Origin of the sequence: Intrasporangium sp., from assembly GCF_032907665.1 — a bacterium.
In the GTDB taxonomy this organism is placed as follows: domain Bacteria; phylum Actinomycetota; class Actinomycetes; order Actinomycetales; family Dermatophilaceae; genus Intrasporangium.
This window is the reverse complement of the sequence record NZ_JAJJPG010000032.1, coordinates 1-5,261: the sequence shown is the minus strand read 5'-3', so window position 1 is coordinate 5,261 and position 5,261 is coordinate 1. Positions and strand designations below refer to the sequence as shown.

General features: G+C 70.6%; 5 protein-coding genes. All 5 read right to left on the bottom strand.

The genetic code is table 11. The features are described from left to right. Positions 1 to 57: 57 nt before the first annotated feature. Positions 58 to 918 carry a phosphatidate cytidylyltransferase gene (locus LOY02_RS07140; protein WP_317181645.1) on the bottom strand — a complete coding sequence of 287 codons (861 nt, stop codon included), beginning with the start codon at positions 916 to 918 and terminating at the stop codon, positions 58 to 60. 40 nt (positions 919 to 958) lie between these two features. After that, positions 959 to 1,516, bottom strand: coding sequence for a ribosome recycling factor (gene frr, locus LOY02_RS07135; RefSeq protein WP_317181644.1), 558 nt, complete (start codon positions 1,514 to 1,516; stop codon positions 959 to 961). Between the two features lie 114 nt (positions 1,517 to 1,630). After that, complete coding sequence (pyrH, locus tag LOY02_RS07130) at positions 1,631 to 2,359, bottom strand: UMP kinase (protein WP_317181643.1); 729 nt, start codon at positions 2,357 to 2,359, stop codon at positions 1,631 to 1,633. Positions 2,360 to 2,437: 78 nt separating this feature from the next. Further along, positions 2,438 to 3,568 carry an aminotransferase class I/II-fold pyridoxal phosphate-dependent enzyme gene (locus LOY02_RS07125; protein ID WP_317181642.1) on the bottom strand — a complete coding sequence of 377 codons (1,131 nt, stop codon included), beginning with the start codon at positions 3,566 to 3,568 and terminating at the stop codon, positions 2,438 to 2,440. Between the two features lie 60 nt (positions 3,569 to 3,628). After that, a partial coding sequence (locus tag LOY02_RS07120; RefSeq protein ID WP_317181641.1) for a DUF4173 domain-containing protein occupies positions 3,629 to 5,261 on the bottom strand: 1,633 nt, incomplete at its 5' end.

Below are 5,261 nucleotides of genomic sequence, written 5' to 3'. Positions count from 1 at the left end.
GGCCTCACCACGGGCTCACCATGGCTCCACAACGTCTCACCACGGCCGCACCATGTCTCACAACGGCCGCTCGGCGAGCAGCGTCAGCACGGCCCACACGATCGGGACGACGACGATGAGGGAGTCGAGCCGGTCCATGATCCCGCCGTGCCCCGGCAGGATGCTTGACATGTCCTTGATGTCGAGGTCGCGCTTGATGAGCGACTCCGAGAGGTCGCCGATCGTCGCAGCGACGGCGACGGCCACGCCGAGGGCGACCCCGATCCACCACGGGTGTCCGAGGAAGAGGTGGACGGTCACCGAGCCCGCGATGACACACAGGATGACTGACCCGGCGAAGCCCTCCCAGGACTTCTTCGGACTGATCGTCGGCGCGATGGGGTGCTTGCCGAGCCACACGCCCGCCGCGTAGCCGCCGACGTCGCTGCAGACCGCGGTGATGAGGAAGACGAACATCCGGTCCACCCCGTCGGGCGCGGCCAGCAGGAGGATGGCGAAGCCGACGAGGAGCGGCGGGTAGGTGGCGATGAAGATGCCGCCGAGGACGTCGCGAGCCGCTCCGTCAAGGCGCCCACTCCCCCGCCAGAGCACGACGGCGGCGCACGTCACGACCCAGGCGGTGACCAGTCCCGCAGGTCCGTGGACGTAGGCAGCCCACGTCATGCCGACCATGCCGGCAACGGCGGGCACGAGCGGGGCGCGGACCGCGACGTTGCGCAGCGCCACGTGCAGCTCCCACATGCCGATGGCGACGGCGAGCGCCACGACGACGAGGAAGGACTCCTTCCGCACGAGCAGCGACGTGATGATGATGGCGCCGAGGACGACGCCGACCCCCACGGCGCTCTTGAGGTCACGCCCGGCCCGGGAGACGGGCGCGGGCGGGTCCGGCAGGGCGGCGGCGGGGGGAGTTGTCATCGAGGGGTGACCGAGCACGGTGTCGGGTCCGGGCTGCGGCTCAGACCTCGAGCAGCTCGGACTCCTTGTGCTTGACGAGCGAGTCGATGAGGTCGGTGTGCTTCTTGGTGAGCACCTCGAGCTCCTTCTCCGCGCGAGTGCCCTCGTCCTCGCCGACCTCGCCGTCCTTGACGAGCCGGTCGATGTCCGTCTTCGCCTTGCGACGGACGTTGCGGATCGAGACCCTGCCCTCCTCCGCCTTGTGGTGGGCCAGCTTGATGTACTCCTTGCGCCGCTGCTCGGTCAGCTCGGGCATGACGCAGCGGATCTGGTGGCCGTCGCTCGCCGGGTTGACGCCGAGGTCGGAGTCGCGGATCGCCTTCTCGATCTCGTGCAGCGCCGATTTGTCGAACGGGATGACCAGGATGGTGCGCGGCTCCGGGTTCTGGAAGGACGCGAGCTGCTGCAGCGGCGTCGGCGCACCGTAGTAGTCGACGAGGAGCTTGTTGAACAGACCCGGGTTGGCGCGGCCGGTCCGGATGCCCGCGAAGTCCTCCTTGAGGACCTCGACGGCCTTGTCCATCTTCTCCTCGGCCTCGAACATCGTCTCTTCGATCATTGCCTTCGCTTCCTCGTCCTCATCCGGGTCCAGGGGGTCTGGGGCTGGTTCTGGGCTGGTTCTGCGGCTGCAGTGGTCACCACAGCCCACCGCAGCGCCGCGCGTTCGACACGCTCAGCCGTTGGTGACCAACGTGCCGATCTTCTCACCCAGCAGCGCGCGCGTGATGTTTCCGGGGCCCTCCATGCCGAAGACGACCATCGGGAGCTTGTTCTCCTTGCAGAGCGAGAAGGCGGCGGCATCGACGATGCGCAGTCCGTTGGCCAGCCCCTCGTCGAAGGTCAACGTGTCGTACTTGGTGGCCGTGGGGTCCGTCTTCGGGTCCGCGGAGTAGACGCCGTCGACGCCGTTCTTGGCGATGAGCAGGGCGTCGCACTTCGTCTCGAGGGCCCGCTGGGCGCTCACGGTGTCGGTCGAGAAGAACGGCATCCCTGCGCCTGCCCCGAAGATGACCACGCGGCTCTTCTCCATGTGGCGAATGGCGCGGCGCGGGATGTAGGGCTCGGCGACCTGCTGCATGGCGATGGCCGACTGCACCCTCGTCTCGATGCCCTCCTTCTCGAGGTAGTCCTGCAGGGCGAGGCAGTTCATCACCGTGCCGAGCATGCCCATGTAGTCGGCCCGGGTCCGGTCCATGCCGCGCTGCTGGAGCTCGGCACCGCGGAAGAAGTTGCCGCCGCCCACGACGACGGCCACTTGGACACCCGCCCGGACGGCTTCGGCGATCTGCCTCGCAATACCCGCGACCACGCTGGGGTCGACGCCGATGGCCCCACCACCGAAGGCCTCTCCGGAGAGCTTGAGGAGGACCCGCTTGAAGCGGGAGTTGCGGGCGTCGGTCATGACGGAGCCTCCTTGTGGGCAGCGATCCGGCGGTCGCCCGATCTTTCCACATCGCGCCGCGTCCGGTCGCATCGACCGTCAGGCGCTGCCCACGAGTGAGACAAGGGTCTCGGCGAGGCGTGCGTAGTCGTCCTCGTCGTTGTAGGCCTGAGCCGCGACGCGCACGTGTCCACGCCCCCCGAAGGAGACGGGCGGTACGGCGAACCCGGCGGCATACAGCTGTTGCCAGAGTGCGTCAGCCCCCTCCTTCGTCTCCGCCACCCCGGGCGGGAGGGCCACCAGCCGCATGCACGGCGCATGCCGTATGCCGCTGGGCTGGCCGGCTGTCCCGAGCTCGGTCGCGACGTGGTCGGCTCCCCGGAGCAGGAGGTCGGCGTTGCGCTCCACCTGGGACCAGCCGCCGAGGCCGTGCCAGAAGGCGATGGCATCGGGGACGGCGAGCCAGGCCGAGGGGTCGACGGTGCCCTGGAGGTCGAAGGAGGCCGGGTAGGGCCGGCCCTGGCTCCAGGAGGTGACGAGAGGGCGGACGCGGTCGCGATACCGAGGATCCACCCACAGGACGGCAGCGGATCGCGGCGCGAAGGCCCATTTGTGGAGGTTGCCGACCCAGAACGCCACTCCGAGGGCGGCGACGTCGAGGTCGGGCAGGGCACCGGGCACGTGGGCCGCGTCGACGAGGACGGGTATCGGCGCGACAGCGGCGGCGACCTCGGCCACGGGCAGGACGAGGGCGGTCGGCGAGGTGATCTGGTCGATGACGACGAGCCTCGTGTCGGGCGTGAGAGCGTCTGTGAGGGCGGCGACGGCTTCGGCGGCGGTCGCCGAGAGGCCGAAATCGGCCCTCCGGACGGATCCCCCGCGGGCCTGGACCGCCAGCGTCACGGTCGGGTAGCCGTGGCTGCTCACCACCACGTCGTCGCCTCGGCCGATCGCCAGCGCCTCGAGCGCGACCGCGACGCCCTCTGAGACGTTGCGGACCAGCGCCGCCGAGTCGGCGGGCACCCCGAGGAAGGCGACTGCGTGCTCCCGGGCTGCTGCGATCGCGGGCGGCAGCTCGTCACGGAAGGCCCGCATCGGCACGGCCTCGACCCGGGCGCGAGCGCGGTCCTGTGCCTCGCGGACGACGCGCGGCACCGCTCCGAACGCGCCGTGGTTGAGGTGGGTCATGCCCGGGTCGAACTCGAACAGGTCGGCGACATCGGCACGCATCCGGTCATCGTGTCAGGTGGCTGGGCGGGGTCAACGGGTTTTCGCCGCTGGCGTCGCGCCTCACCGTGTGCTGCTCGACACGACCAGCGCGTTGCAGGAGGCCTGCTCACTCGGGTCGAGCGCGAGTTCGACGTCGGACGCCGCTCGTGCCCGACCGAGGTTCCAGGCCAGCCAGTCGTCGTCCTCCGGCGACCAGTCCTGCGTGATGCACGCCCCGAGCCTCGGCGGCAGGCCCTCACGGATGACCGGGGTGGCGTCGGGCCCGAGCTCGCGCAGGTAGACGGCGTCGAGCTGGCCGCTCGCGTGGTAGCGGTCGATGTTGCGTTGGGCCACCCAGGCCTCGGGGTTGGCCAGGCCGAGGACCAGCACCATCAGCGCCCCGGACAGGAGCGCAGCCCTGGGCAGCCACCGCGCCGAGAGCCGGACGCCGGCGACGACGACGAGGACGAGGAGCAGTCCCATCCACAGCTCGAAGGCGTCGACGAGCACGCGGAGGACGGTGAAGCCGTAGGCCTCCTGGTAGACGTGCATCCGGTAGAGCGCCGACGCGACGACCACCAGGGCGAGCCCGCTCAGGGTCCCGAGGACGACGCGGAGGACGAGCTGGTCACGCCCTGTCCCGCGTGGCGCCTTCCGGGCTGCGATGGCGACGGTCACCAGGGTGAGGAAGGTGACCGCCGTGAGCTGTCCGAACCCCTGGTGGACGTACTCGGCGTAGGTGAGGCCGGTCGTGCGCTGGACGTAGTCGTGACCACCCCACATGGCCGTTGCCTGTGCGACCACGAAGGCCACGAAGACGGCCAGCACGAAGCCGACGGGCACGAGCCACTCCCACGCCCGGGTCACTCGTTGCCCGGGCGGAAGGTCGAGCCGGTCGACCCGCGGCGGGTTGATCGCGACGTAGCAGGCGGCGAGCACGGTTCCGCCGGCGGCGAACCCGACGAAGAAGCGAAGCACGACGCTGTCGACGGTGTCGACGGTCACATCGGGGATGATCGCGTCGGCCCAGGAGCCGAACACCGCGTCTCCGGAGGCGAAGAGGCCACCGAAGACGACGAGGGCGACGAGCGAGATGGCCACCGTCCGCACGAGCGGCCACATCGATGACACCGTGGACATCGCGGTGAGGGTCCGACCGAGCAGAGGTAGGCCGCGGACCGCGGCGAGCACCCACGAGGCGACTCCACCGGCCATGGCCGGGAGCCCGCGGGCACCGGTCAAGGCGGTCGTGAGGAGAAGCCCGCAGACGGCGATGGCGACGAGGGCGAGCCACTCGGAGGCGCGCAGGACGACGAGCGAGGCCAGGCCGACGCCCACCGCTGCCGACGTGATGGTCCACCGCTCCCTCAGCCGGATCGAGCCGCTCAGCACGAGACCGGCGGAGAGCAGGAGCACGAGGAGCAGGCCGAGACCGAGGTTGCGGTAGGGCAGGACCACGGCAGCCACCGCGCCGACCGCCACCGAGCCGAGGACGAGATCCGGGCGAGGTGCGAGGCCGCGTTCCGGCCAGAGGTCGCCGAAGACCGAGTCGACGAAGGGCGGTAGGGGGACGCCCGGTGGGGTCGGCGTCACCGCTGGGGGCGTGGGAGCAGCGAGCTGCTGGGGTGCGGTGTCGGCGGGCGGCATGGCGGGCTCCTCGTCGGACATCGGGGCTGTGGGTGGCTGGCGCGGGAGGGTGGGTGACTGGCGCGGG